22 protein-coding genes and 1 tRNA gene are annotated in these 23,635 nt (G+C 73.1%); 8 read left to right on the top strand and 15 right to left on the bottom strand.

Annotated elements, in window-relative coordinates; translation table 11 throughout:
• The first annotated feature begins 53 nt into the window (after window positions 1-53).
• The 4 genes from CTE05_RS09870 (at window position 54) to CTE05_RS09855 (ending at window position 6,456) form a co-directional block, all read left to right on the top strand.
• Window positions 54-977, top strand: a complete 924-nt coding sequence (locus CTE05_RS09870; RefSeq protein ID WP_186814818.1) for a glycosyltransferase family 2 protein — start codon at window positions 54-56, stop codon at window positions 975-977.
• Window positions 974-2,065 (top strand): glycosyltransferase family 4 protein, encoded by a 1,092-nt coding sequence (locus CTE05_RS09865; RefSeq protein WP_146845947.1) that lies wholly within the window; start codon window positions 974-976, stop codon window positions 2,063-2,065. The genes CTE05_RS09870 and CTE05_RS09865 overlap by 4 nt, the downstream gene beginning before the upstream one ends.
• 233 nt (window positions 2,066-2,298) lie before the next feature.
• Window positions 2,299-3,903: a right-handed parallel beta-helix repeat-containing protein gene (locus CTE05_RS09860; RefSeq protein ID WP_146845946.1), complete on the top strand. Its 1,605-nt coding sequence runs from the start codon at window positions 2,299-2,301 to the stop codon at window positions 3,901-3,903.
• Between the two features lie 336 nt (window positions 3,904-4,239).
• Window positions 4,240-6,456, top strand: a complete 2,217-nt coding sequence (locus CTE05_RS09855) for a right-handed parallel beta-helix repeat-containing protein (protein ID WP_146845945.1) — start codon at window positions 4,240-4,242, stop codon at window positions 6,454-6,456.
• A gap of 50 nt (window positions 6,457-6,506) precedes the next feature.
• Here the strand turns inward: CTE05_RS09855 and pth are convergent, their stop codons facing one another.
• From pth to CTE05_RS09820, 7 genes are all read right to left on the bottom strand, one after another.
• Complete coding sequence (gene pth, locus CTE05_RS09850; protein ID WP_146845944.1) at window positions 6,507-7,127, bottom strand: aminoacyl-tRNA hydrolase; 621 nt, start codon at window positions 7,125-7,127, stop codon at window positions 6,507-6,509.
• A gap of 88 nt (window positions 7,128-7,215) precedes the next feature.
• Window positions 7,216-7,839 carry a 50S ribosomal protein L25/general stress protein Ctc gene (locus tag CTE05_RS09845; RefSeq protein WP_146845943.1) on the bottom strand — a complete coding sequence of 208 codons (624 nt, stop codon included), beginning with the start codon at window positions 7,837-7,839 and terminating at the stop codon, window positions 7,216-7,218.
• 247 nt (window positions 7,840-8,086) lie between these two features.
• Window positions 8,087-8,746, bottom strand: coding sequence for an SIMPL domain-containing protein (locus tag CTE05_RS09840; RefSeq protein WP_246123482.1), 660 nt, complete (start codon window positions 8,744-8,746; stop codon window positions 8,087-8,089).
• 5 nt (window positions 8,747-8,751) lie between these two features.
• A complete protein-coding gene (locus tag CTE05_RS09835) occupies window positions 8,752-9,735 on the bottom strand; it encodes a ribose-phosphate diphosphokinase (RefSeq protein WP_056590167.1) in 984 nt (327 codons plus the stop codon).
• A complete protein-coding gene (glmU, locus tag CTE05_RS09830; protein WP_146845941.1) occupies window positions 9,732-11,345 on the bottom strand; it encodes a bifunctional UDP-N-acetylglucosamine diphosphorylase/glucosamine-1-phosphate N-acetyltransferase GlmU in 1,614 nt (537 codons plus the stop codon). Before glmU ends, CTE05_RS09835 begins: the two co-directional genes overlap by 4 nt.
• A gap of 64 nt (window positions 11,346-11,409) precedes the next feature.
• The gene (locus tag CTE05_RS09825) at window positions 11,410-11,685 is read right to left on the bottom strand and encodes a hypothetical protein (RefSeq protein WP_146845940.1); all 276 of its coding nucleotides are present in this window, start codon (window positions 11,683-11,685) and stop codon (window positions 11,410-11,412) included.
• Between the two features lie 22 nt (window positions 11,686-11,707).
• Window positions 11,708-11,782: transfer RNA gene (locus CTE05_RS09820), tRNA-Gln, on the bottom strand.
• Between the two features lie 106 nt (window positions 11,783-11,888).
• Between CTE05_RS09820 and CTE05_RS09815 the strand changes: the two genes are divergently transcribed.
• The 3 genes from CTE05_RS09815 to CTE05_RS09805 are packed head-to-tail and all read left to right on the top strand — an operon-like array spanning window position 11,889 to window position 14,214.
• A complete protein-coding gene (locus CTE05_RS09815) occupies window positions 11,889-12,512 on the top strand; it encodes a TetR/AcrR family transcriptional regulator (protein WP_146845966.1) in 624 nt (207 codons plus the stop codon).
• Between the two features lie 9 nt (window positions 12,513-12,521).
• A complete protein-coding gene (locus CTE05_RS09810; RefSeq protein WP_146845939.1) occupies window positions 12,522-13,019 on the top strand; it encodes a MarR family winged helix-turn-helix transcriptional regulator in 498 nt (165 codons plus the stop codon).
• Between the two features lie 4 nt (window positions 13,020-13,023).
• The gene (locus tag CTE05_RS09805; protein WP_146845938.1) at window positions 13,024-14,214 is read left to right on the top strand and encodes an MFS transporter; all 1,191 of its coding nucleotides are present in this window, start codon (window positions 13,024-13,026) and stop codon (window positions 14,212-14,214) included.
• Here the strand turns inward: CTE05_RS09805 and CTE05_RS09800 are convergent.
• The gene (locus CTE05_RS09800; RefSeq protein WP_146845937.1) at window positions 14,211-15,998 is read right to left on the bottom strand and encodes an ABC-F family ATP-binding cassette domain-containing protein; all 1,788 of its coding nucleotides are present in this window, start codon (window positions 15,996-15,998) and stop codon (window positions 14,211-14,213) included. The two genes, CTE05_RS09805 and CTE05_RS09800, sit on opposite strands and share 4 nt — an antisense overlap.
• Before the next feature lie 87 nt (window positions 15,999-16,085).
• Between CTE05_RS09800 and CTE05_RS09795 the strand changes: the two genes are divergently transcribed.
• The gene (locus CTE05_RS09795; protein WP_146845936.1) at window positions 16,086-17,261 is read left to right on the top strand and encodes an LCP family protein; all 1,176 of its coding nucleotides are present in this window, start codon (window positions 16,086-16,088) and stop codon (window positions 17,259-17,261) included.
• A gap of 5 nt (window positions 17,262-17,266) precedes the next feature.
• On the opposite strand, the gene CTE05_RS09790 is transcribed toward CTE05_RS09795, so the two are convergent.
• From CTE05_RS09790 to CTE05_RS09760, 7 genes are all read right to left on the bottom strand, one after another.
• On the bottom strand, window positions 17,267-17,968 hold the full coding sequence (locus tag CTE05_RS09790) for a hypothetical protein (protein ID WP_146845935.1): 702 nt from the start codon (window positions 17,966-17,968) through the stop codon (window positions 17,267-17,269).
• A 37-nt stretch (window positions 17,969-18,005) separates the two neighbouring features.
• Complete coding sequence (locus CTE05_RS09785; protein WP_146845934.1) at window positions 18,006-18,473, bottom strand: SRPBCC family protein; 468 nt, start codon at window positions 18,471-18,473, stop codon at window positions 18,006-18,008.
• Entirely contained in the window at window positions 18,470-18,805 is a 336-nt protein-coding gene (locus CTE05_RS09780; RefSeq protein WP_146845933.1) for an ArsR/SmtB family transcription factor, read from the bottom strand. The genes CTE05_RS09785 and CTE05_RS09780 overlap by 4 nt, the downstream gene beginning before the upstream one ends.
• Window positions 18,806-18,852: 47 nt before the next feature.
• The gene (locus CTE05_RS09775) at window positions 18,853-19,791 is read right to left on the bottom strand and encodes a 4-(cytidine 5'-diphospho)-2-C-methyl-D-erythritol kinase (RefSeq protein ID WP_146845932.1); all 939 of its coding nucleotides are present in this window, start codon (window positions 19,789-19,791) and stop codon (window positions 18,853-18,855) included.
• On the bottom strand, window positions 19,788-20,726 hold the full coding sequence (rsmA, locus tag CTE05_RS09770) for a 16S rRNA (adenine(1518)-N(6)/adenine(1519)-N(6))-dimethyltransferase RsmA (RefSeq protein ID WP_146845931.1): 939 nt from the start codon (window positions 20,724-20,726) through the stop codon (window positions 19,788-19,790). The genes CTE05_RS09775 and rsmA overlap by 4 nt, the downstream gene beginning before the upstream one ends.
• A gap of 69 nt (window positions 20,727-20,795) precedes the next feature.
• Window positions 20,796-22,067: a resuscitation-promoting factor gene (locus CTE05_RS09765; RefSeq protein ID WP_146845930.1), complete on the bottom strand. Its 1,272-nt coding sequence runs from the start codon at window positions 22,065-22,067 to the stop codon at window positions 20,796-20,798.
• Between the two features lie 318 nt (window positions 22,068-22,385).
• Window positions 22,386-23,522, bottom strand: a complete 1,137-nt coding sequence (locus CTE05_RS09760) for a resuscitation-promoting factor (RefSeq protein ID WP_246123480.1) — start codon at window positions 23,520-23,522, stop codon at window positions 22,386-22,388.
• Window positions 23,523-23,635 lie beyond the last annotated feature (113 nt).

Below are 23,635 nucleotides of genomic sequence, written 5' to 3'. Positions count from 1 at the left end.
TTCACCCCGCCGGCCAGCCGGCCGACGGTGCCCGACAAGATAACGTCTCCCCCGTGCTCGGGATCGTCGTCGTGAGCTTCGGCTCCGCCTCGTTGCTTCGCGCCAACCTCGCCGGCCTCGATCGCTCCGCGATGCGCACGCCGTCCACCGTCGTCGTCGTCGACAACTTCCGAGGGTCGGGCGCGCGTGACGCCGTGCGCACGGTCAGCCACGAGCTCGGCTGGGAGCTCGTCGAGAACGCCACGAACGCCGGGTTCGGGACCGCCGCCAACGCCGGGGTCGCCCGCGCCGCAGCGCTCGGCTGCACGGCGGTCGTCGTCGTCAACCCGGACGCCGCCGCCGACGCGCACGTGCTCGACGAGCTCGCGGGGCAGGTCGCGGCCACACCGCGCACGCTCGTCTCCCCCCGCGTCCTGCGGCCGGACGGGCGCCCCTGGTTCACGGGCGGACGGATCGACCTGCGCGCCGGCCGCACCCGGAACGTCGACCTGCCCACGGCGCCGCGGACCGAGGGGTGGCTCAGCGGCGCGTGCCTCGCCGCGGACGTCACGTGGTGGCAGGAGCTCGGCGGCTTCGACGACGACTTCTTCCTCTACTGGGAGGACGTCGACCTCTCCTACCGGTGCACCCGCGCCGGCGGCACGCTGCTCGTGCGCCAGGACCTGGAGGTGCTGCACGACGTCGGCGGCACGCAGGAGCCGGCGGCGGGCAGCAGGGCGAAGTCGTCGACGTACTACTACTACAACTGCCGGAACCGGCTCCTGTTCGCCGCCCGGCACCTGGGCCGTGGCGACGTCGGGCGGTGGCTGGTCAGCCAGCCGGCCTACGCCTGGTCGGTGCTGCTGCGCGGTGGCCGACGACAGCTCCTGCGCCCGTGGAGCCCGGTCGGGGCGGTCGTGCGCGGCTCCTGCGCCGGTGCGTGGCTCGCGGTCCGCGCGCTCCTGACCGGCCGCGCCCCCCGGACGGTGGCCGCATGACTCGGGTCGGGATCGACGCGCACGTCCTCGACGGCAAGTACCAGGGCACCCGCACCTGGATCCTGGAGATCCTGCGCCGCGCGCCGCTGCTCGCCCCGGACCTCACCTTCGTCGTGTACTCGGCGGACGCGGACCACGTGGCGGGGCTCCTCGGTCCCGGTGCGCCGTTTGAGCACCGGGTGCTCCCCGACGGCGGCCCGCTGGGTCGCAACCTGCGGTTCTGGCCGGCCGCGATCCGACGGGACCGGCTCGACCTGCTGGTGACGCAGTACTTCAGCCCGCCGCGCGACGCCCGCCGCCAGCTCGTCGTGGTGCACGACGTCCTCTTCGAGACCCACCCGGCGTTCTTCGGGTGGAAGACCCGGTGGCGCAACAAGCTGCTCGTCGGCTGGTCCGTGCGCCGTGCGGGCGCGATCGCCACGGTGTCCCAGTACAGCCGACGGGAGATCGCCCGCGCCTACGGCCGGCCCGTCGAGCGCATCTCGGTGATCCCCAACGGTGTCGACGCCACGGCGGCCCGCGTCCCCGGGTCGCTGCCCCGCCAGGTCCCTGCCGGGACCCGGTTCGCGCTCATGGTGGGCCGCCTCGAGCCCCGCAAGAACCTGCGCACCGCGCTCGCGGCCTTCGACCGCGTACCGGACCCGGACGCCCGGCTCGTCGTGGTGGGCGCCGACGACAACGAGGACCCGGCCGTGCTCGCCGCGCTCGCGGCCGACCCACGGGCGATCCACCTCACCGGGGTTCCGCAGGACGAGCTGTGGGCGCTCTACCGGGAGGCGACGGTGTTCGTCTTCCCGAGCCTGGGCGAGGGCTGGGGGATACCCGTGCTGGAGGCGCTCGCCGCGGGGACGACGGTCGTCGCGTCGTCCGCGACCGCGATCCCGGAGGCCGGCGGCGACGCCTGCACGTACTTCGACCCGACGGGTGGCGACCCGGTGGGCGATCTCGGGCGACTTCTCGCCGAGGCATTTTCCGGACATCTCGCCCCGAGCCGCGCTGCGGACGCCCAGGTTTCTCGCTACACCTGGGACCGCTCGGCTGTGTCCTTCGTCACAACAATTCGGGCTGCGCTGGCCGATCTGCACTGATAAGGGCCCGGATGTCGGCGAATTTCACGACATTCCTGCAGGTCAGGCGTTTGGGACATATGCGCTCTACGCATAGATGACCAAATCGCCCATTCCGCCCAATGGGTCTTTGGTCCCGTTTCGCGCAATTTTTGGCTCCTAGCGTTTTGGCTCATGGTGATGCCCCCGGCCGCCGAAACAAAGGATGGGTCGGGAGCTCCGCAGCCACCCTCTAGGAGACAATCGTGATTTCCGTGCGCCCACGCACCTTCGCACCGCTCGCTCGTCAGGGTGCCGTCGCCCTCGGCGTCGGCGTGCTCGCCCTCTCGCTCGTCGGTTCCGCCACCCCCGCGACCGCCGCGACGTCGCTGCCCACCGCCGAGTCCCCGGCGGCCTCGCCCACGCTCACCCCGGTCGCCGTGGACGGCTTCGGACGCACCGTGACCGGCGGGTGGGGAACCGCGACCACCGGCGGCGCGTGGACCACCGTCGGCGGCGTCGCCACCGACTACGCCGTGAACGCTGGGAGCGCGGCCATGACCGTCCGCCAGCCCGGCTGGAACCTGTACGCGGGGCTCGCCGCCGTGCGCTCGATGGACACCGAGGTCCAGGCCCGCGTGAGCCTCGACAAGGCGCCGACCGGCGGCGCGGTCGAGGTCGACGTCACGGGTCGTGCGATCGACGCGACGCAGGGCTACCGGCTCCGCAGCAAGCTCCTCGCCGACGGCAGCGTCCGCACCTCCCTCATCAAGGTCGTCGGCAAGACGACGTCCACCCTGGCGTCGACCACGCTGACGGGCCTCGGCTTCTCCGGCACCGCCCAGCTGCAGGTCCGCCTCCAGGTCACGGGCAACCCGGCCACGCTGCAGGCCAAGCTCTGGGCCGTCGGCGCCACCCAGCCCACCGCCTGGACGCTCACCGCCGCGGACAGCACCGCCGCACTGCAGGTCCCCGGCGGCATCGGCGTCAACACCTACACCGCGTCCGGCCTCACCAACGCGCCGATCACCGCCCGCGTCGCCGACGTCTGGGCCGGCCCGACGGCCGGCGCCCGCTCGCTCGCCGCCGCGCCCGCGATCGGCACCGTGGAGCCCGGCCCCGGCAACACCGGCGTGCCGAACGGCACCGTCCTGACCCGGCACAACGGCGACCTCACCATCTCGACGCCCGGCGCGGTCGTCAGCGGCCTCGACATCTACGGGTTCGTCAAGGTCACCGCCCCGAACGTGACCATCAAGAACTCGATCATCCGAGGCGCGGCCACCAACGTCCAGCGCGCGCTGCTGTCCAGCACGTCCGACACCGCCAGCGTCACCATCCAGGACAGCGAGCTCTTCGCGGCCTCCCCGAGCGGCTGGATCGACGGCATCCGTGGCTGGAACTTCACCGCGACGCGCGTCAACATCCACCACGTGATCGACGCCGCGCACATCTACGGCAACAACGTGACGATCCAGGGCTCCTGGCTGCACGACAACCTGCACTACGAGGTCGACCCCGCGCAGAACAACACCCCGAGCCACGACGACTCGATCCAGATCCAGAAGGGGTCGGGCATCAAGATCGTCGGCAACTCGATCTCGGGGGCGTTCAACACGGGGATCCAGTTCACCCAGGACCAGGGCATCGTCTCCAACGTCACCGTGGACCGGAACTGGGCCGACGGCGGTGGGTGCACCGTCAACCTCGCCGAGAAGGGCAAGGGCCCGTTCCAGGGCGTCGTGATCACCAACAACACGTTCGGCCGCGACACCAAGGTCGCGAACTGCGCGATCATCGCGCCGACGACCACCGTGCTGACCACGTCGGGGAACTTCTACACCGACGGCCTCGTGGCCAGCGTCCGCAAGGGCAGCTGACCTCCCGGCTCGACCGGCCAGACACACCGAAACCCGCTCCCGGCTCGCCCCGGGGGCGGGTTTCGGCGTCTGGGTTGGGCTGAACGGGTGAAACAATCTCGCATCGTGAGACTCGTGCGACTCCGCGTTCCCGCAGGTCACGAAATGGTTACGCCTATCAGAACGCTTGTCCGAGAGGCGCGCGTTCCCCCAGATGGAGCATTCGCCTATGGTGGGCGCACCCCGACACCGGGCGACAAACACCGACAGACCCCACCAACTCATAGCGCCGCATGACAGCACGCCTGACACCGTGGACGCCTGACTCTGGAGACGCCCTTGCGAGGACGACACGCCGTGAAGCGCCGTAGATCGGCTCCGCGACACACCGCACCGACGGCAGCCCGAGCCACGGCAGCGCGCCGTTCGGCCCCCGCCCTCGCAGCAGTCGCGGCCCTGGCCGTCGCTCTCGTCGTCACCGTCGTCGCGCCGGCGTCGTCCGAGCCGACCACGACGTACCGGCCCGTCGACCCCCAGCGCGTCGTCACCGGCACGGACCTCACGGCCCAGAAGGACTTCACCTTCGACCTGTCGTCCGCACCCGCCGGTGCCACGGCCGCCACCCTGCAGGTCACCGCCTCCCGCAGCACGAAGACGACGTCCTTGTCGGTGTGCGCGGGCTCCGGCGCCTCCGCCGCCTGTACCGAGCACCCGCAGCTCGTCGTCGCCGGCGGTGAGCCGGGATCCGTCACCGTGACCGTCCCCGTGACCTCCGGTCGCAAGATCACCCTGCACACCACCAGCCCGGTACGGGCGTTCGTCGACCTGCACGGGTGGACCGTGGACTCGGCCGCCTCCAGCGCCGCGACCGACTCGCTCTACGTGCCCGTCGACCCCACCCGCGTCGCCGACGACCTGGCCGTCGACGGCCGCAGCTCGAAGGTGCTCACCCTGGCCGGCGCGCCCGCGGGAGCGACCGCCGTCGCACTGCGCGTGACCTCCCGCGCCAGCACGCAGGCGTCCTACGTCGCCGTGTGCCCGGCAGGCCAGCCGACGACCACCTGCGCCTCGACGTCCGTGCTCAACGCGCTGCCGGCACGGGCCCGCCAGGCGTCGGTCGTCGTGAGGCTCGGCGGCACGGGCAACCAGGTCCAGCTCTTCAACCAGCAGGGCGGCCACCGCCTGAGCGTCGACGTCGACGGGTACTACGTCGCCACCGCCGCACAGGAGCGTGGCGGCCGGCTCCAGCCGCTCGCCGCGCCGCAGACCCTCCCTGCCGGCGTCGTGAAGTCCGGGTCCACCCTGCAGCTGACGCTGCCCGACGTGCCCGACAACGCCACAGCCGTCCTCCTGGGCCTGCGCGGCACCGGGGCCTGGCAGCCCACCGCGGTCGCGGCCTGCCCCGGCAGCGCGGCCAGCGCCGCGTGCCGCAAGACCTCGTTCCTCGTCGCCTCGCCGGACGCACCCGCCCGCAACCAGGCGCTGGTCCCGCTCGGGGGCAGCAACATGGACACGATCACCCTGTCGAGCACGCAGGCGAGCGTCCGCATCACGCCCGCGGTCGTCGGCTACGTCATCGGCTCCGTCGCCGCCACACCCGGGCCGAAGCCGACGGCGACACCCACCGCCACCCCCACGCCGACGGTCACGCCCACGCCCACGCCGACCCCCACCCCGACCCCCACCCCGACACCGACGCCGACCCCCACGGCGGCGCCGAAGCCGACGCCGACCCCCACCCCGACCGCCACGCCCCAGCCGGCACCGCCGGCGTCCGGCGGCGGAACCAGCGTGCCGGGCACGGTCAAGCCGGGCAGCACCAACACCGGCGTCCCCGCCGGCGTCACGCTGACCCGGCACGACGGGGACCTGACGATCAGCACCCCCGGCGCGGTCATCGACTCGCTCGACGTCTACGGGTTCGTCAAGGTCGCCGCCCCCGGCGTGGTCATCAAGAACAGCCGCATCCGTGGGTACGCCACGACGATCCAGCGCGCGCTCGTCACGTCGAACTCGTCCGGCGCGAGCGTCACGATCCAGGACAGCGAGCTCTACGCCGCCAGCCCGTCGCCGTACATCGACGGCATCCGGGGCTTCAACATCACCGTGCAGCGCTCGAACATCCACCACGTCATCGACACGTTCCACCTCACCGGCGGCAACGTGACGATCGAGTCGTCCTGGCTCCACGACAACGTGCACTACGCCAGCGACCCCCTGCAGGGCGGCAGAGCGAGCCACGACGACAGCATCCAGATCCAGCAGGGCTCGAACATCCGGATCGTCGGCAACACGATCGAGGGTGCCACCAACACCGGCATCCAGTTCACCCAGGACCAGGGAGTCGTCTCCGACGTCCTGATCTCCAAGAACTGGGCCGACGGCGGCGGGTGCACGATCAACCTCGCCGAGAAGGGTCGAGGTCCGTTCGTCGGCATCGTCATCACCGACAACGTCTTCGGCCGCGACACCAAGCACTACAACTGCGCGATCATCTCCCCGACGACCACCAAGGTCGCCGCCGCCCGCAACGTGTTCACGGACGGCAGCGTCGCGGCGGTCCAGAAGGGCTGACGAGCACTCACCGGCGACGCGGGGCGGGCACGTGGCCCCGCGTCGTCGTGTCAGCCCTTGGTGTGGAACTTCAGCTGCGCGGCCTCCAGGCCCTGCGTGACCACCAGCTCGACCGCGTCCGCCGCGGCGTCCACGAGCCACGGCAGGTCCTTCAGCTCGGCCTTCGCGAAGTCGCGCAGCACGTAGTCCGCCGGGTCCATCCGCCCGGGCGGGCGGCCGACGCCGACGCGCACCCGGACGTACTCCTTGGTGCCCAGGGCCTTGGTGGTGTCGCGCAGACCGTTGTGGCCGCCCTCGCCGCCCCCGCGCTTGAGCCGGACGTCCGCGAACGGGATGTCGAGCTCGTCGTGCACCAGCACCGTCCGCTCCGCCGGTACGTCGTAGTACTTCGCGAGCGCCGCGACGGGACCGCCCGAGACGTTCATGTACGTCGTCGGCTTCGCCAGCACCACACGGGGACCCGGGACCCCGCCCGGGAGCACCCCCAGGCGCGCCTCCGCGACCGCTGCCTGCGGCCGGCGCGAGAGCAGCCCCGACGCCCGGGCGCCGAACGTCGACCCGGTCCGGCGCGCCAGCTCGTCCAGCACCATCTGGCCGACGTTGTGGCGGTTGCCGGCGTACTGCGGGCCCGGGTTGCCGAGGCCGACGACCAGCCAGGGTCCGTCGCTCATCGGGATCTCCTCCTGCGGGAACGTGCGGGAACGACGACGCCCGGCACCGTCAGGAACGGTACCGGGCGTCGAGGGGTGGAGCTGAGGCTCAGGCCTCGGCTGCGGCGGCGGACGCGGCCGACTGCGACGCAGCGAGCTCCGCGGCGGCGGCCTCGGCGGCGACGTCCTCGGCGGACGCGTGCGGCACGGTCACGGAGACGACCGTGATCTCGGGGTCGGTCAGCAGCAGCGAGCCCTGGGGCAGCGTGATCTCGCCGGCGCTGACGGACGAACCGCCCTCGAGGCCCTCGATGGAGACCTCGACCTCGGTCGGCAGGTGCGTCGCCTCGGCCTCGAGGGACAGCGTCTGCGTCTCGACGACGTGGATGGTGCCGGGTGCGGACTCGCCGACGACCGTCACGGGGACGTCGACGGAGACCTTCTCGCCCTTGGTGACGATGAGCAGGTCGACGTGCTCGATGGTGTTCTTCACGACGTCGCGCTGGACGTCCTTGGTGATCGCCAGGGTGGTCTTGCCGTCGAGCTCGATGGCGAACAGGGCGTTGGCCTGCTTCACCGCGAGCATCGTCGCGTGGCCCGGCAGGGCGACGTGCAGCGGGTCCGAGCCGTGCCCGTAGAGGACGGCGGGAACCTGGTCGGCGCGACGCAGGCGGCGTGCGGCGCCCTTGCCGAACTCCGTGCGGGTGGTGGCGACAAGCTTGACCTCGGACACGTGTACTCCCAGAGTGCTGGCGTCGGCGTAGTGGGCCGACGTGGTGGCTGTGGCGATGGCGGCACGGGGCCGCGATGAAGACAGGTGTGGTGGCCTCGACGCGGGACGCAGGACGGGCACGCGGAGGCGCTCGCCCAGTCGATCACGGAGCGCAGGTGGTCGTGGAACTTCGTCGACCGTCCTTCGTCCCTCGCCGAGGCAACCTGAAGAGACTACCCGAGCGAGCGCGTGGAACCCAACCCGCGGGTCAGTCCGTCGAGTCGTCCCAGGCCCACCGCACGGTGACGTCCGCGGACACGGTCTGCTGGCCCGCCTCCACAGGGACGGACATCGCCTTCGCCACGCCCGTCGTGCGACCCATCCGCAGGGGCGCCACGTCGGCTCCCCCTTCGGTCACCCACTGGACCTCGCCCAGGCGTCGACCGGCGAGCGTGGCCCACTGGGTGGCGCGAGCGAGGGCGTCCGCCCACGCGGCCTCCCGCGCTCGGGCACGCGGCTCGGTGGGGTCGCTGATCTCGAGCCGGATGCCGTCCATCCGGGCCGGCTCACCACCCGCGACCACCGCGGCCCCGACGACGTCCCCGGCGGTCGCGACGTCGCGCAGCGTGACCTGCAGGCCGAGCCGCGCCACGACGCGCGACGAACCGACGGCGGAGCTGTCGGTCCACGTGCTCGACTGCGTGGTCCGCATCGAGCCGTCGTCGACACCCGCGTCACGCAGGACGGCGCGCATCCGGTCGAGGCACAGCCCCGCCTCGGCGAGCGCCCGCTCGGCGTCCACGGCGCGCGCCTCGGCACCCAGGTCGACGACGGCACGGTCCGGCACGGCCTCCGCCTCGCCGGCTCCGGTGACCGTCACGCCGCCGCGCGGGCCGCGACGACGGACGTCCTCGTCGCGGCCGTCCACGAGGCTCAGGCCTGGCCGTCGAAGAGGGACGTCACCGAGCCGTCGTCGAACACCTCGCGGATCGCCCGCGCGATCAGCGGCGCGATCGAGAGGACGGTGAGCTGCGGGAACCGGCGGTCCTCGGCGATCGGCAGTGTGTCGGTGATGACGACCTCCCGGGCACCGCAGTTCTGCAGGCGGTCCACCGCGGGGTCGGACAGGACACCGTGCGTCGCGGCGACGATGACGTCCTTGGCGCCGGCCTCCAGCAGGACGCGCACGGCACCGGCGATGGTCCCGGCGGTGTCGATGAGGTCGTCGACGAGCACGCAGCTGCGGCCCTCGACGTCACCGACGACGCGGTTGGCGACGGTCTTGTTGGGGCTGCGGATGTCCCGCGTCTTGTGCACGAACGCCAGCGGACCGCCGCCCAGCTTGGCGGCCCACTGCTCGGCGACACGGATGCGGCCGGCGTCCGGGGAGACGACCGTGACGTTGGAGGTGTCGACGCGGCTGCGCACGTACTCCGTGAGGATCGGCATGGCCCAGAGGTGGTCGACGGGACCGTCGAAGAAGCCCTGGATCTGCGCGGCGTGAAGGTCGACGCTCATCAGCCGGTCGGCGCCCGCCGTCTTGAACAGGTCCGCCATGAGCCGCGCGGAGATCGGCTCGCGGCCGCGGTGCTTCTTGTCCTGCCGCGCGTACCCGTAGAACGGGGCGACGACCGTGATGGTCTTGGCGGACGCGCGCTTGAGGGCGTCGACCATGAGCAGCTGCTCCATGATCCACGTGTTGATCGGCGACGAGTGCGACTGCAGCACGAACGTGTCGGCACCGCGCACGGACTCCCCGAAGCGGGTGTAGATCTCCCCGTTGGCGAACTCGTACGTCGTGGTCGGCAGCAGGTCGATGCCGAGGTGCGTCGCGACGCTGGTGGCCAGGTCGGGGTGCGCCCGGCCCGTCAGGAGCACGAGACGCTTCTCGCCGTCCGAGGAGATGATCCCGGTCATCGTGCGGAGTCCTTCGGGGTCGAGCCGGTGGAGTCCGGCAGGGCAGGCGGCGGGGTCGGGGGCGCGTCGGCGGCTGCCGTGGCGGCACGGTCGCGCTCGGCGCGGGCCTGCGGGGAGAGCTCGTCGGCGGCGGACGGCCGGACGACCGCGTTGGCCGCCGGCGTCCCGGCGCGGGCGCGTGCGACCCAGCCCTCGATGTTGCGCTGGGCGCCCGCGCTCACGCCGAGCGCCCCCGAGGGGACGTCGCGGCGGATCACGCTGCCGGCACCGGTGTAGGCACCGTCGCCGATGGTCACGGGCGCGACGAACATGTTGTCCGCGCCCGTGCGGGCGTACGAGCCGATGGTCGTGCGGTGCTTGTTCACGCCGTCGTAGTTGACGGTCACGGACGCGGCGCCGATGTTCGTGTGCTCGCCGATCGTCGCGTCGCCGACGTAGGACAGGTGCGGGATCTTCGAGCCGGTGCCGATCTGCGCGTTCTTCGTCTCGACGAACGTGCCGATCTTGCCGTCGTCGCCGAGCACCGTGCCGGGGCGCAGGTACGCGAACGGCCCCACGCTCGCGCCGGCCCCGATGACCGCGAGCGAGCCGTGCGTCCGTACGACGCTGGCCCGCGGGCCCACCTCGACGTCGGTCAGCGTGGTGTCCGGGCCGACGGTCGCACCCTCGCGGACCACCGTGGCGCCGTGCAGCTGCGTTCCGGGCAGGAGCGTCACGTCCCGCTCGAGCTCGACGTCGACGTCCACCCAGGTGGTCGCCGGGTCCACGATCGTGACGCCGTCGCGCATCCAGGTCTCGAGGATGCGGCGGTTCATCTCGGCCCGCAGCACCGACAGCTGGACGCGGTCGTTGACGCCCTCGACCAGCACCGGGTCGTCCGTCTGGAGCGCCCGGACGTGCCCGCCGTCGGTGCGGGCGATGGCCAGCACGTCGGTCAGGTACACCTCGCCCTGCGCGTTGTCGCGGCCGAGCCGGCCGAGCGCGCCGCGCAGGACGTCGGCGTCGAAGACGTAGATGGAGGAGTTGATCTCCGTGATCGCGCGCTGCGCGTCGTCGGCGTCCTTCTCCTCGACGATGCCGAGCACGTCGCCCGTGCCCGGCTCCCGCAGGATCCGGCCGTAGCCCGTGGGCTCGGCGACCTGCGTCGTGAGCACGGTGACGGCGTTGCCGTCGGCGTGGTGCGCGGCGAGCAGCTCGTGCAGCGTGCCGGCGTCGAGCAGCGGGACGTCGCCCGCGATGACGACGACCGCACCGGACACCTGCGCGTGCGTGGCCGAGCCCACCGTGGTGTCGTCGGCCGCGTCGGCCTGCGCAGCGGCGTCGAGCGACATCATCGCGACCTGGACCGCGCGGCCCGTGCCGGGGATCTCGTCCTGGTCGGCGAGCAGCGCCTGCGGGTCGACCTCGGCGACGTGCGCGGCCACCAGGTCGCGCTCGTGCCGGACGACGACCAGCACGCGGCCGGGTTCGAGCGCGCGTGCCGTGGACAGCGCGTGGCCGAGCATGCTGCGGCCGGCCAGGGTGTGCAGGACCTTGGGGGTTGCCGAGCGCATCCGGGTTCCTTCACCTGCGGCGAGGACGACGACGGCGGCCGGGCGGGGGAACGTCACCTGGGGGTGCTCCTCGCGGATCTGCCCGGGTCTCGGGCGGCGGATCTCGTGCGCACCGTGAACTCTACCCGCGTGCGGAGGTCGCTTCCGCCGTGTCCGGATCGTCCGGCACCTCGTCCGGGGCGGGGGTCAGCTGTCGCTGGACCGGCGGCGGCACCCGCTTCTGGTGCGCGATCCAGACGCCGGTCGCCACCGCTCCGAGTGCCGCGACGACGATCACGGTGACCCGGACGCCGACCTCGGTGGCGCCTGCGGCGAGGTCCACCACCTGGGACACGACCCCGAAGACGCACAGACCCAGCAGGACGTATGCAGCACGCAGGTCGCGCGTCGTCGCCATGTCTCGCACCGTACCGCGTCCCTGGCTCCGCCCCCAGGATTCGAACCTGGACTGCACGGCTCCAAAGGCCGGCGTGCTGCCGTTACACCAGGGCGGACCGACACCCGAGGGCGTCGTGGCCGCCAAGTCTGCCAGGGCGGACGGACCGGTCACGGCATGATGGGCGCGTGGCCAACGACAGCAAGCGCGCGACCCGCTCCCGGATGACGGGGACACAGCGGCGCGCCCAGCTGGTCGACGTGGCGCGGGGACTGTTCGCCGAGAAGGGCTTCGACGGCACCAGCATCGAGGAGATCGCCGCGCGCGCCGAGGTGTCCAAGCCGGTCGTGTACGAGCACTTCGGCGGCAAGGAAGGCATCTACGCCGTCGTGGTCGACCGCGAGATCCATGCCCTGACCGGGGCGTTGAGCGGCGCGCTGGAGGAGGGTGGGCACCCGAAGGCGCTGGTCGAGCGGACCGCGCTCGCCCTGCTCGGGTACATCGAGGCGTCCGAGGACGGCTTCCGGATCCTGGTGCGCGACTCCCCCGTCGCGCAGGCGACGGGCACGTTCTCCAGCCTGATCGGGGACGTCGCCTCGCAGGTCGAGCACATGCTCGCGGACCAGTTCAAGAAGCAGGGACAGGACCCCAAGACGGCCCCCATCTACGCGCAGATGCTGGTCGGCATGGTCGCGCTCACGGGGCAGTGGTGGCTCGACGCGCGCAGCCCCAGCAAGAACGTCGTCGCGGCGCACCTGGTGAACCTGGCGTGGAACGGGTTGTCGGCGCTCGAACGCCGGCCGACGCTCACCCCGTACGTGAGAGGGATCTCTCTCGACGTCGAGTAATCTCGCGTCATGGTGGCACGCGACGAGGTCGATCGGATCGTCCTCGCCTGGGAACGCGAACGCCCGGACCTGGACGTCCGCCCCCTGACCGTGCTGTCCCGCGTCAGCCGGCTGGCCCGGCACCTCGACCTCGCCCGTCGCTCCGCGTTCGCGCGGCACGACCTGGAGACGTGGGAGTTCGACGTGCTGTCGGCGCTGCGCCGCGCGGGGGCGCCGTACCGGCTCTCCCCGGGCGCGCTGCTCACCCAGACGCTGGTCACCAGCGGCACCATGACGAACCGCATCGACCGCCTCGTGGAGCACGGGCTGGTGGAGCGGCAGCCCGCGCCCGACGACCGACGCGGTGTGCTGGTGCAGCTCACGCCCGTCGGCCTGGACCGGGTGGACGCGGCGTTCGCAGACCTGCTCGACGTCGAGCGTGGTCTCCTGGGCGACCTCGACGAGGCGGACCGTGACCGCCTGGCGGACCTGCTGCGCGAGGTGACCGCGCCGTTCGACGCGTCGTGAGGGCATGACGGCTGCTCGGTCCATGGCACCGTCGGCTGCGCGGGGGCTGCTGCTGGCCGCGGTCCTGCTCTACGCGCTGAACCTGCGCGCCCCCATCACGGCCCTCGCCCCGGTCGTCGACGACGTCCGGGCCGACCTCGGGCTGAGCGCCGCGGGCGTCGGCCTGCTCACGGGCATCCCGGTGCTCTGCTTCGCGCTGGCGACGCCGCTCATGGCGGTGCTGCTCGGGCGGCTGGGCACCGGCCGGGTGGTCGCGGCGTCGCTGGTGACCGTCCTGGTGGGGACGCTCCTGCGGTCCGCCGACGGGTTCGGCACGGCCCTCGTCGGGACCGTGCTCATCGGGGTCGCCATCACCGCGGGCAACGTCGCCGTCCCGGTGGTGATCGGGCGGGACTTCCCCGGGCACGTGCCACGCGTGACCGGCCTGTACACGGCTGCGCTCAACGGGGGCAGCGTCCTGACCACCACCCTGACGGCTCCGCTCGCCGACGTCGTCGGCTGGCGGTGGGCGCTCGCGTCCTGGGGCGTGCTCGCGGTCGTCGCGCTCGTGGTGTGGCAGAAGGCCTACCCGTTCTCGCGCGCCGGGCCCGTCGCGCTGGTCACCGCGTCGACCGCGCCGGCGGTGTGGCGGCGGCCCGTCACCTGGTTCCTCGCGGTCGCGTTCGCCGGCCAGGCGTTCGGGTACTACGCGGTCAGCGCCTGGCTGCCCTCGGTCCTGCACGACACGCTCGGGCTCGAGCGGGCCGCGTCCGGCGGGGCTGCGGCGCTGTTCCAGCTGTTCGGGATGGTCGGCGGCATCGCGGTGCCGATCGCGCTGGGCCGGCGCGCGCCGGTCGCCGCGGTGGCCGCCGCGATCGCCGTCGGGTGGATGGCGCTGCCCCTCGGCCTGCTGCTCGCGCCGCAGTGGTGGCCGGTGTGGTGCACGTTCGCAGGCGTCGCGCAGGGTGGGAACTTCGCCGTGATCTTCACCGTCATCGCGTCCAGCGCCGGGTCGCAGGCCGCCGCGCGCCGCATGTCCGCGACCGTGCAGAGCCTCGGCTACGGCTGCGCCGCGCTCGGCCCGAGCGTGCTGGGGGCCGTGCACGCGTCCAGCGGCGGGTGGACCGCACCTCTGCTCGTGGTGCTGGGCGCCGTGCTGACCATGGGCGTGGCGACCGGGCTGGGCTTGCGCAGCATGCGCCGCGAGACCTCCTAGCCCACGATCTCCGCGGCCTCGAGCCACGCGGCCTCGAGCTCGTCCTTCTCGGTGGCCAGCGCCCGGAGCTCCGCGTCCAGCGCGATCACCGCCTGGTGGTCCGTCGCCTGGTCGGACATCCGCTGGTGCAGGACGGCCTCCTGGTCGGCGATCCGGGACAGGCGGCGCTCGATCCGGGCGATCTCCTTGCGGGCCGTGCGCAGGTCGGCGGTGGAGACGGCCGCCGGGGCCGCCTCGGTCGGCGCGCGGGCGTCCAGCGGGGACGCCGCGGTCGCCGTCGCGCTGCGGCGCAGGTCCAGGTACTGCTCGACCCCTCCGGGCAGCTGCCGGAGCAGGCCGTCCCCCAGCAGGGCCATCTGCGTGTCGCACACGCGCTCCAGCAGGTAGCGGTCGTGCGAGACGACGACGAGCGTGCCCGGCCAGCCGTCGAGCAGGTCCTCCAGGGCGGCCAGCGTGTCGGTGTCGAGGTCGTTGGTCGGCTCGTCGAGCAGCAGCACGTTGGGCTCCCCCACCAGCAGGCGCAGCAGCTGCAGCCGTCGCCGCTCGCCGCCCGACAGGTCCCGGACCGGGGTGCGGGACCGCTCGCGGTCGAACCCGAGCCGCTCGACCAGCTGCGCCGCCGTGAGCTCCTTGCCGCCGACGACGACCGAGCGCTTCTCGCTCTCGATCACCTCGATCACCCGCAGGCCCGCGAGCTCGTCGAGCTCCTCGACGTCCTGCGTGAGCTCCGCCACCTGCACGGTCTTGCCGCGCTTGACCCGGCCGGTCGTCGGCTGCTGCCGCCCGGACAGGAGCCGCAGCAGGGACGTCTTGCCGGCCCCGTTGACGCCGACCAGCCCGACGCGGTCGCCGGGGCCGAGCCGCCAGGTGACGTCGTGCAGGAGGACCCGGTCACCGTACGCGACCGACGCGTCCTCGATGTCGAGCACGTCCTTGCCCAGGCGGGCGGTGGCCATCCGGGTCAGGCTCAGCTGGTCGCGCGGCGGCGGCTCGTTCTCGATCAGGGCGTTGGCCGCGTCGATGCGGAACTTCGGCTTGCTGGTGCGCGCGGGTGCCCCCCGGCGCAGCCACGCGAGCTCCTTGCGCAACAGGTTCTGACGCTTCTCCTCGGTCGTCGACGCCGTCCGCGCCCGCTCGGCACGCGCCAGCACGTACGCGGCGTACCCGCCCTCGTACTGGTCGACCGTCCCGTCGTGCACCTCCCACGTGCGCGTGCAGACCGCGTCGAGGAACCAGCGGTCGTGGGTGACGACGACCAGCGCGCCGTTGGACCCCCGGTACCGCTCGACCAGGTGCGCGGCGAGCCACGCCACGCCCTCGACGTCGAGGTGGTTGGTCGGCTCGTCGAGGACGAGCACCTCGTCGTCCCGCACGAGCAGGGCCGCGAGCGCGACGCGGCGACGCTGGCCGCCAGACAGGGTGGCGACGTCGGCATCGAGCGACACGTCGCCGAGCAGCCCGGCGTGCACCGACCGGATGCGCGAGTCGGTGGCCCACTCGTGCTCGTCGGCGGACCCGTGCACCACGTCGAGGACGGTGCTGCCGGCCAGCAGGTCGTCGCGCTGGTCGAGCACGGCGATCCGCACACCGCCTGCGCGGGTGACCCGGCCGTCGTCGGGCTCCTGCAGGCCGGACAGCACGCGCAGCAGCGTCGACTTGCCGGCGCCGTTCGGGCCGACGACACCGATGCGCTGGCCGTCGTCGAGCCCGAGGGAGACCTCGTCGAGCAGGGTGCGCGTGCCCAGCGCGAGCGTGACGCGATCCGCGCCGAGTAGGTGTGCCATGTCCTGTGAAGGTTACCCGCACACTCGCACAGGGCCTCCACGCGGACCGCCCGTACCGTCACTGACCTGCGCACTAGCGTCCGGAGCATGAGCCAGCACGCGCGCACCGTCCCCCCACGCCGTGCGTTGCGCGCGGTCGGCCTGGCCGTCGTCGGCGTCCTCGTCTTCGGGCTCGCCGCCGCGGCGGCGGTGTACCGGGAGCTCCAGTCGAACGTCTCGGGGGTCGACCTCTCGGGCCTCGTGGGCGACGAGAGCGCGAGGCCGGAGGCGAGCGAGCCACCCCCGGGGGACGCGCGGGCGGGGTCGCCCGTGAACCTGCTGATCATCGGGTCCGACGACCGCAGCGGCGAGAACGCGACCATCGGCGGCGTCGAGGAGGGCATGCAGTCGGACACGACGATCGTCGCGCACGTCGCCGCGGACCGGTCGCGCGTCGAGCTGGTCTCCCTCCCTCGGGACCTGCTGGCCGACCGTCCGTCGTGCACGATGACGGACGGCAGCACGACACCGGCGCGCGAGGACCGCCAGCTCAACGAGGCGTTCCGGGTGGGCTGGGACCACGGGCAGGACGTCGGGTCCGCGGCGGCCTGCACGTTCAAGACCGTCGAGCTGCTGACCGGGGTCCGGCTGGACGGGCTGATGATCGTCGACTTCGTCGGGCTGCGGGACATGGTCGACGCCATCGGCGGCGTCCCCATCTGCCTGCCGGAGGACCTCGACGACCCGGAGTACACGGGCCTGCACGTCCAGGCCGGCGCGCAGGTCCTCGACGGCACCACGGCCGTGCAGCTCGCGCGGGCGCGGCACAACATCGGCGACGGCTCCGACACCAGCCGGATCACGCGTCAGCAGGACCTCATGGCCGCGATGACGCGGTCGGTGCTCAGCAGGGAGGTGCTGACCGACCCCGCCGCCCTGTTCCGGCTCGCGCAGGCGGCGACCGGCTCGCTGACGGCCAGCCAAGGATTCCGTGACCTCACGGACCTGACCGGGTTCGGTCTCTCGCTGCGGGACCTGCGGGCGGACCAGATCGCGTTCGTGTCGATGCCGACGCAGCAGGCCCCCTCGAACAGGAACCGGCTCGTGGCGACACCGGCCGCCGCCGAGCTGTGGGCCCGGATCGCCGCGGACCAGCCCGTCGGGGTGCCGGCGGCGCCCGACGTCACCCCCACGGGGACGCCGACGGCGCCCCCGGTCGTCGAGACGCCCTGGTCACCGCCTGACGGCGTGCTGACCTCGGCGGACGACTCGTCGACCTGCTGAGCCTGTCAGCAGCCCGCGGAGTCGTAGGTGCACAAGAGCTCCCACGCGGCCTGGGCGTTCGTGGTGGCGGTCTCGCGCGCGGTGCCGACCGTGCCCTCGCCTCCCTCGACGGCGACGAGGGTGATCGCGTTCCCGCGCCGCGTGACCGTCAGGTAGGTGCCCATCGCGTCGTCGAGGGCGCCCTCGACGGTGTCGCCGTAGTAGTCGGTGGCCAGGCCGACCCCCTGTGCCCCGACGGCCAGCGGCTCGACGACGTACACCGTCGCGTCGTCGGAGACGCGCTGCGTGCATGCGGTCAGCGCGGCCGCGAGCCGGTCGGCCTCGGTCACCGCGGCGTCCGCGTCGGCGAGCACGGCGACCTGGTGCACGCCGACCCGGGACTCGAGCTCCCCGGAGCCCTGCGTGACCGTGCGCATCGCCCCGTCGGCGGGGTTGCCGGCGTCGCACGACTCCGGGACGCGCCAGCCGACGACGCCCGCCGAGTCCTCCCGCACGTCGTCCGGGGTGATGTCCGCCCAGGCTGCTGCGGGCAGCATGACCTCGGCGGGGACGTCGGCGGCCGGGGTCTGCGCGGGGGACGCGGTGAGTGCCGCATCCCCGGTCCCCGCCGTCGCGCTGGGGTCCGGCGCGGTCGGACCGGTCGAGGTGCACCCCAGGAGGGTCAGCACGCACAGGGCTGTGATCAGGGACGACGTGGTGGCGCGCATGGCGACCACCCTGCCGTCCGCGACCGGGCCCCGCACCTCAGCCGGCCAGGTACGCCGCCAGGGTGTCGAAGATCCCGGCGAACCCCGACTCGCGCGTGCTGCCGTCGTCCTTGCCGTCCAGGAACACGCCGTGCTCCGTGTAGACCAGACGCGTGCCGCCGTCGACCGCCTGGAGCTCGGTGGTCGTCACCGACGTCGACAGGTGCTCGCCGCCCACCCACATGTCGTAGGTCGACACGATGCGCGACCGCTCGACGATGTCGGTGTAGGTGGCCTCGTAGCGGCTCGTCGGGCCGTCGTGCCACTGGCCGTCCTGCACGGCCCGGCCGCCGACGCGGAAGTCCTCGTGCGCCTCGGTCTCGGTGAACCCGGGGTCGGAGCCGAACCACTGGGCGTGCTGCTCGGGCACGGCGAACGCGTCCCAGACGCGATCGAGCGGGGCGTCGAACGTGCGCTCGACGACGAAGGTGGCGTGGACGACGGTGCTGGTGGTGTCGACAGTCATGATCGGGGTCCTTGGGTGGGATCGAGGAAGGCGCCGAGCCGGTCCAGCCGGCGCTCGGCGGGCAGCCGCTGTCGGCCCATCCACTCCCCCGCGCCCGTGAGGGCGTCGGTGGCGAGCTGGACCGTGCGGACCCGGCCGGTCTTGTGCGAGGTGACGATGCCTGCGTCCTCGAGCACCGCGAGGTGCTGGTGGACCGCCGGCAGGGACATCTCAAAGGGTTCGGCGAGCTGGCTGACCGACACCGGACCGCGGACGAGGCGTTCGACCATCGCGCGGCGGGTGGCGTCGGACAGGGCCTTGAAGACCTTGTCCAGCTCGCCATTGTTAAGCATGTTCTTAAGTATTGCTCGGCGCGACGAGATGTCAAGGAGCAGAGGTGTCAGTCGGTCGAGCTGACGACGCGCGCGCCGGCCACCGGACCGGCCGCGGTCAGGACGCGGTCGGCCACCCCCGACGCCGTGAACGCCGCCGCGAGCACCAGCGCGTGCTGGCGGCTGCGGCCGAGGGCGGCGACCGTCGGGCCCGACCCGGACACGACGACGCCGAGCGCCCCCGCGTCCTGCGCGACCGCGAGCGGCTCCGCGAGGCCCGGGTCGAGCTCGAGCGCCGCCATCTGCAGGTCGTTGTGCAGCGCGGCGCCGAGCGCCCGCGGGTCCCCCGCGCGCAACGCCTGCATCAGCGGGACGTCGTCGTCCTGGTCGGGGACGATCGCCGTTCCGTGCAGGTCGTCGAACGCGGCGTACACCTCGGCGGTCGACAGCCCACGGTCCTGCACGGCGAACGCCCAGTGGAACTCGCCGCGGCTGAGCGCCGGCGTCAGCAGGTGACCTCGTCCCGAGCCCACGGCGGTGTGCCCGGCCAGGGAGAACGGCACGTCCGACCCCAGCTCGGCGGCCAGCTCCAGCAGGTCGTCCCGGCTGAGCCCGGTCCGCCACAGAGCGTCGCAGGCCACCAGGGTCGCCGCGGCGTCGGCCGAGCCGCCCGCCATCCCGCCGGCGACCGGCACCCCCTTGTGCAGGTGCAGGTGGACGCCGTCGTCGATCCCCGCGCGCTCGGCCAGCAGGGCTGCGGCGCGCAGCGCGAGGTTCGACCCGTCCGTCGGCACCAGCTCCGCCTGCGGGCCGCTCACGGTCAGCGTGCGCTGCTCCGACGGGGTCGCGACGACCTCCTCGAACACCGACACCGCCTGGAACACCGTCGACACCGCGTGGTAGCCGTCGTCCTCGCGGGGGCCCACCCGCAGCGACAGGTTGACCTTGCCGGGCGCGCGGACCCTGACCTCGTGCTCAGGCAGCGGGGCCACGGGGGTCAGCGTCACGCCTCCACAATGCCAGGTCGACCGCCGACCGGCCCGAGGTGTTCCGCGATGCGCGCGAACCCGGCGATGTCGATGCGCTCGCCCCGCGCCTGCGGGTCGACGCCGGCCGCGTCCAGGGCCGCGACGGCGGCGTCGGCGGATCCGGCCAGCGCGGACAGGGCCGAGCGGAGCATCTTGCGGCGCTGCGCGAACGCCGCGTCGACGACGGCGAAGACCGCCTCCCGGGTCGCGTCGGTGGCGGGCGGCTCGCGACGGTCGAAGCGCACCAGCGCCGAGTCGACGTTGGGCGCCGGCCAGAACACCGAGCGGCCGACCGTCGCGGTCCGGCGGGCCGACGCGTACCAGGCCGCCTTCGCGGACGGCACCCCGTACGTGCGGCTGCCGGGCGGCGCGGCCAGCCGGTCGGCCACCTCGGCCTGCACCATGACGAGCACGCGCTCCAGGCTGTCGAAGCGCTCCAGGAACGTCAGCAGGACCGGGACGGAGACGTTGTACGGCAGGTTGGCGACGAGCGCGACGGGCGGCGGGCCGGGCAGCGCGTGCACGTCCAGGGCGTCGGCCAGGACGATCGTCAGGCGGTTGCGCCCGGCGTCGTCGCGCAGGACCACCGGCTCGTCGTCGGCGCCCGCGACGACCGTCAGACCCGGCACGTGCCGCGCGACGGTCGTCGGCAGCAGCCGGGCCAGCGTCGGGTCGATCTCCACGGCGACCACGTCGGCCCCCGCCTCGAGCAGCCCGAGCGTGAGCGAGCCGAGACCGGGCCCGACCTCGACCACCCGGTCGCCCGGCTCGACGTCGGCCTGCCGCACGATCTTGCGCACGGTGCCGCCGTCGAGCACGAAGTTCTGCCCGAGCTGCTTGGTCGGGCGCACCCCGGCACGCTCCGCGAGCTCACGGATCTCCGCAGGCCCGAGCAGCGTGGTGGTGGTCGACATGCGCACGAGCCTAGGCGAGCACAGCGGAACCCCCGCCCCGGACTGCAGGGCGGGGGTTCCGGCGGGTGCTCAGCTGAAGAGGTACTTCCCGCAGTGCGGCCACTGGCCGGCACCGGAGCGGTTGTAGAGCATCTTCGCGCGGGCGGTCTGCTCGTCGGCCGAGGCGGCCGAGGGAAGCCCGGCCCCGCCGACGGCCTGCCACGTGCTCACCGAGAACTGGTAGAGGCCGTGGTACTTGCCCGTCGACGACACGATGGTCGGGTTGCCGCCCGACTCGCACTTGGCCAGCGCGGCCCAGTTGAGCGAGTCGGCGCTGCCGCCGGCGGTCACCGGGCTGCCCGTGGCCGGGGCGGACGTCGTCGGAGCCTTCGTCACGACCGGACGCGCCTTGGTCCCCACGCTCAGGACCTCGTCGACCGGCGCCTGCGTGACGGCGTCGGAGATCGCGACGCGGGCCGACTCGACGCCGTCGACCGTGGTGACGCGCTCGACGAGCGTGCGGACGCCGGGGACCCCCGCAGTCAGCGTCCGCTTCTGGTCGGTGTAGCGGGTGGCGTCCTGCTGCGTGGTCGACGCGAACGCGACCTCGTGCGTGGACGTGACGTCCTGCACGAGGACGCGGTTGACGACGACCTGGACCCGGCCGGTGTCCCCCTGCACGACGGACACGCGGTCGAGGGCGTTCAGCACGACCCCGAGCTCACCGAGGACCTGCGCCACGGACGCGTCGGCGTCGGCGACCTCGAGCGTGGTGCCGTCGACGAGGACGTCGGCCGGACCGCGCAGGGTGAGGTCCAGCGCGAGCTCCGGCCGGCCGCCGGCTGCCGAGCGGGACGCGACGAGCGCCACCGACTGGCCGCGGGCGGCGAGCGAGTCGAGCGCCTCGTCGGCGGACAGCGCGGTCGTCCAGACGGACGTCTCCTGGCCGTCGACGCTGACCGAGACCTGGTGCGCGTGCCGCACGACGATCTCGGAGCCCTCGCGCAGCGAGCCGGTCTGGCTCACGAGGTCCCGGTCGCCGACGACGACGCCCTGGTCGGCCAGGAAGCCCTCGACCGACCCCGCGAACGTGCTCAGCTCCGCGATCTCGCCGTTGACGTCGAGAGTCACCGTCTTCTGCGCGTGCGCGAACGCGGCCGACCCGCCCGCGAGGACGAGCGCCGCAGCGGCGGCGGTGATGGGCAGGATGCGTGCCCGACCGGACCGGTGGTCCGTCGTGGGGGGCTCGTCCGGGGAGGACGGGGTGCGCGTTCGCGCGGACAGACCAGGGATCAGGGTCGAGAACTGCACGGGGCTCCAGCCGTCGAGGTGCCCGGGCACGGGGGGCGGGACGTGTCGCATGCGCGGCACCCGGCGGTGTTCCTCAGGTTCGAGTCTCTGTGGACACCTGGTGAGGTGTCTCCCGTCGGTCCCGGATCCCCGATCCGGCCGTCACGGCGGCCCGCCTGGAGCGGGCGCCGACCACCCCGCAGAATCGACAGCCGGCACAGGTGGGCCGATGTCCAGATCGCGGGGCGGCACCGACCGTAACCGAATCGTGATCGCGTTGCCAAGCGCGCCTACCGTCAGATGCGGTAGCGATGTGCCCTGTTTCGGCAGCCGATCCGGCGTTCCCCCACGTCAGGACGCGTGAGCGGGATCACACGGGAATCGGGTGAATCAGTACCAGTTCTTGAGCTTGCTGTGCGCGTAAGCGCCGCACGGGTCGCCGTAGCGGGCCTGGATGTAGTTCAGGCCCCACGTGATCTGCGTGGCGGGGTTGGTCCGCCAGTCGTCGGCCACGGTCGCCATCTTGGTGCCCGGGAGCGCCTGCGGGATGCCGTACGCACCCGAGGACGTGTTCTCCGCGTTGACCCGCCAGCCGCTCTCCTTGTTCCACAGCGCGAGCAGGCAGGCGAACTGGTCGTCGCCCCAGCCGCGCGCGGCCGCCATCTCCTTGCCGAGCGCCTGGGCCGTGCCCGGCTCGACGGCCACGACCGACGGGTCGGGGAGCTCGGCGGTGCCGACCCGGGTGACCTGGGCGACGGGCGGGACGGTGACCACCGACGCGATCGGGGTCCGGCCGACCACCACGCCGCCCACCACCTGGAGCTCGTACGTGGTCGTGCGGACGCCCGCCTTGCCCTTGGTGGCGATGACGGTGTTGCCCTTGACCATCCCCGGGTCCTCGACCTCGGTGGACTCGAACGGCATCGCCTCGGTCACCGTCTCCCCCGACGTGCTGGCCCGGGTCACCAGGACCACGAGCCCGTCGACGGCGGTCGAGTCGAGCGGCACCGAGACCTGGTCGCCCTCCTCGAGGACCAGCCCGATGTCCCGCAGGCCCTCCCGCACGGTGGCGGCACTGCTCAGCCCGTCGATGACCTGGCCGTCGACCACGAGGTGGATCGTCTTCAGCGTCGAGACGCGCAGCGTGTCCCGGCCCAGGGCGGCCGACCGGGACGCCGACAGGCGCACCTCGTCGTCCCGCAGCCCGAGCCCGTCGACCGCCTCACCGACTGTCAGCGCCGTCGTCCACACCGAGCGCTCCGAACCGTCGACCTCGACGGCGAGCTCCCGTCCGTGCCGCACCACGATCTGGCCCGACCGCGCGATCGGCTGGTCCAGGGCCGGGGCGACGAGATCCCGCTCCCCGACCTCGATGTCCGCGCTCGCGAGCATGTCCCCGACCGTCCGGCCGAACGCCTCGACCTCCACCGCCGTTCCGTCGACGTCGACCGTCACGGTCTTGTGCAGGACCGCGAAGGCGCTCGTCGCGGCCGCCACGACCGCGAGCACGGCGGCCTGGGCGACCACGCGGGCGGCTCGACGACCACGGAAGGGGCGACTGCGCGTCGCACGCTCCTGGTCCGGCCTCACGCGGTGGGTCCTCTCGGCAGGGCTCACGAAGATGCGTCCGTCCTGGACGC

Origin of the sequence: Cellulomonas terrae, assembly GCF_007990265.1 — a bacterium.
GTDB lineage: Bacteria > Actinomycetota > Actinomycetes > Actinomycetales > Cellulomonadaceae > Cellulomonas > Cellulomonas terrae.
Note: the sequence above shows the minus strand (reverse complement) of the source record. Positions and strands in the feature narration are given on the sequence as shown.

Excerpts from the sequence above, each read along its gene's own strand:
- rsmA (WP_146845931.1), bottom strand. The coding sequence starts at position 20,726 with ATGTCGACCACCACCACGCTGCTCGGGCCTGCGGAGATCCGTGAGCTC.
- CTE05_RS09805 (WP_146845938.1), top strand. The coding sequence starts at position 13,024 with ATGACGGCTGCTCGGTCCATGGCACCGTCGGCTGCGCGGGGGCTGCTG.
- CTE05_RS09785 (WP_146845934.1), bottom strand. The coding sequence starts at position 18,473 with ATGACTGTCGACACCACCAGCACCGTCGTCCACGCCACCTTCGTCGTC.
- CTE05_RS09765 (WP_146845930.1), bottom strand. The coding sequence starts at position 22,067 with ATGCGACACGTCCCGCCCCCCGTGCCCGGGCACCTCGACGGCTGGAGC.
- CTE05_RS09780 (WP_146845933.1), bottom strand. The coding sequence starts at position 18,805 with ATGCTTAACAATGGCGAGCTGGACAAGGTCTTCAAGGCCCTGTCCGAC.
- CTE05_RS09825 (WP_146845940.1), bottom strand. The coding sequence starts at position 11,685 with ATGGCGACGACGCGCGACCTGCGTGCTGCATACGTCCTGCTGGGTCTG.
- CTE05_RS09795 (WP_146845936.1), top strand. The coding sequence starts at position 16,086 with ATGAGCCAGCACGCGCGCACCGTCCCCCCACGCCGTGCGTTGCGCGCG.
- pth (WP_146845944.1), bottom strand. The coding sequence starts at position 7,127 with ATGAGCGACGGACCCTGGCTGGTCGTCGGCCTCGGCAACCCGGGCCCG.
- CTE05_RS09865 (WP_146845947.1), top strand. The coding sequence starts at position 974 with ATGACTCGGGTCGGGATCGACGCGCACGTCCTCGACGGCAAGTACCAG.
- CTE05_RS09810 (WP_146845939.1), top strand. The coding sequence starts at position 12,522 with ATGGTGGCACGCGACGAGGTCGATCGGATCGTCCTCGCCTGGGAACGC.
- CTE05_RS09790 (WP_146845935.1), bottom strand. The coding sequence starts at position 17,968 with ATGCGCGCCACCACGTCGTCCCTGATCACAGCCCTGTGCGTGCTGACC.
- CTE05_RS09800 (WP_146845937.1), bottom strand. The coding sequence starts at position 15,998 with ATGGCACACCTACTCGGCGCGGATCGCGTCACGCTCGCGCTGGGCACG.
- CTE05_RS09815 (WP_146845966.1), top strand. The coding sequence starts at position 11,889 with ATGACGGGGACACAGCGGCGCGCCCAGCTGGTCGACGTGGCGCGGGGA.
- CTE05_RS09835 (WP_056590167.1), bottom strand. The coding sequence starts at position 9,735 with ATGACCGGGATCATCTCCTCGGACGGCGAGAAGCGTCTCGTGCTCCTG.